At 72.1% G+C, this 2,102-nt stretch carries 3 protein-coding genes; all 3 read right to left on the reverse strand.

Annotated elements, in window-relative coordinates:
• The coding region (locus WA805_RS09150) for an ABC transporter ATP-binding protein (protein ID WP_425242127.1) at positions 1–923 on the reverse strand (923 nt) is incomplete at its 3' end.
• Entirely contained in the window at positions 920–1,789 is an 870-nt protein-coding gene (locus tag WA805_RS09155; protein WP_422273723.1) for an ABC transporter permease, read from the reverse strand. The genes WA805_RS09155 and WA805_RS09150, both read right to left, overlap by 4 nt.
• Positions 1,786–2,102 (reverse strand): ABC transporter permease subunit (locus tag WA805_RS09160; RefSeq protein WP_425242128.1); only part of this gene is annotated, 317 nt, incomplete at its 5' end. The genes WA805_RS09160 and WA805_RS09155, both read right to left, overlap by 4 nt.

Here is a 2,102-nt window from a genome sequence, read left to right on the forward strand (position 1 = left end):
GGGCAGCGGGGCGCGAAGGCACACTCCGCGGCGGGCGCCTCGAACGCCGATAGCGGGCGGCCGGGGATGGCGCGCAGCCGGCGCGTGGTCTGCGTGATGTCCGGACGGGCCGCGGCGAGCGCGGCGGTGTAGGGGTGCAGGGGATCGCCGTGCAGCAGCGAGGAGGCACGGACTTCGACGATCTGCCCGGCGTACATCACCGCCGTGCGGTCGCAGATAGCAGCGGCCAGCTCCAGGTCGTGGGTGATGAAGAGCATGGCCAGCCCGGACTGGCGCCGCAGGCCGTCGAGTATCGCCATGACCTCGGCCTGGGTGGTGACGTCCAGCGCAGTGGTCGGCTCGTCGGCCAGCAGCAGGCGGGGCTCGGTGAGCAAAGCCGCGGCGATCATGACCCGCTGCAGCATCCCGCCGGACATCTGGTGGGGGTACTGCTGGAGTCGCCGGATCCCGTCCTCGATGCCCACCTGGGCGAGCATGTCCACCGCGCGGCGGCGCGCCTGCGCCTTCGGCACCTCATGGTTGGTGCGCAGCGCCTCGGTCATGAAGTCCCCGATGCGCCGCACCGGGTTGATGTGGGCTCGCGGGTCCTGGAAGATCATCGCCAACTGGCTGCGGTAGCGGCGAAGATCCGCACCGGCGAGCTGGCCGATTTCGGTACCGCCGAACCGGATCGAGCCGTGCACCTCGGCGCCGGGCGGCAGCAGACGGCCAACGGCCCGGGCGGTCATCGACTTGCCCGATCCGGACTCGCCGACCAGGCCGACTGCCTCGCCCGGACGCAGCGCGAGCGAGACATCCCGCAGGACAGCGCGCCGGGCGCCGTTCACCTCCAGCAGCACGGTCAAGCCGACCGCCTCCAGCAGCGGCGGGCCAGCTGCCGCCCCGGCGGAGGCCAGCGTGCCCGCAAGGGCCGGGTCGCTCATCCGCGGGCCGCCTGGGCCTGCTCGAACAGCCGCTCGCCCAGCAGGTTGACCGCGATCACCACGGTCACGATGCACAGGCCGGCGGCGCCGGCGGGCAGCGGGTGGCCAAGCAGGAGACCGTCCTGGTTTTCTGAGATCATGACTCCCCAGTTTGCGGTGGGCGGCTGCACTCCGAGGCCCAGGTAGGAGAGGGCGGCCAGGTCAACCATGGCGTAGCCGAACAGGATCGTGGCCTGGGCGACGATCAGCGGCCCGATGTTCGGGACCACGTGCCGCAGGCAGATCGCGATGGCCGATGCCCCCTGCACCTCCAGCGCCGCGACATAGGGCTGACTCCGCTCCCTCAGTGCCGCGCCGCGCAGCACCCGGGCGACGTAGGGCAGGTACGCGATGGACAGCGCGATCGCCGCCGCGGGCAGGCCCGCCCCGAAGACCGCCGCCGCGAGCACGGCGAGCAGGATGCCGGGGAACGCGAACAGGATGTTCAGGCCCGAGGAGATGGCGGTGTCGCTCACGCCGCGGCGCCAGGCGGCGGTGACCGCGAGCACCGTACCCGTGGTCACGCTGAGCATGACGACCGCCAGCGGACCGAGCATCGAGGATTGCGCGCCGGCCAGCAGCCGGGACAGCACGTCGCGGCCGTAGACGTCAGACCCGAGCAGATGCCCGCCGGCCGGGCCGGCCCAGGACAGTGACAGGTTCGGCAGGTCGGGGTCATACGGGGCGAGCAGCGGGCCGAACACGGCCGTGAACGCCGCGACCGCGATGACGGCCGCCGAGGCGATTCCGGCCGGGCCGGTGGCGCGCAGCCGAGCCAGGCCCCGCCGGAAGGCGGAGGCCTCTTCGGCCAGCATGACGGTGCTCACCGGGGCCTGCCTCCCAGCGCCAGCCGTGGGTCAAGCACCGCGCAGATCACATCTGCGAGCAAGTTGACCACGACGAACGCGGTGACCAGCAGCAGCGAGATCCCCTGCACGACCGCGATGTCCTTCGTTTCCGCGGCCTGCACCAGGTAGGCGCCGAGCCCGTTCAGGCTGAACGCGACCTCGACGACCGCGGCGACCGCGATGAGCGACGCGATCGTGATCCCGGTGATCGTCGTGATCGGGATGGCGGCGTTGCGCAGGATATGCCGCTGGATCACCTGGCGGGCCGGGATGCCGCGGCTGACCGCGGTCT

Origin of the sequence: Trebonia sp. (assembly GCF_049794275.1) — a bacterium.
Classification (GTDB): Bacteria; Actinomycetota; Actinomycetes; order Streptosporangiales; family Streptosporangiaceae; genus Trebonia.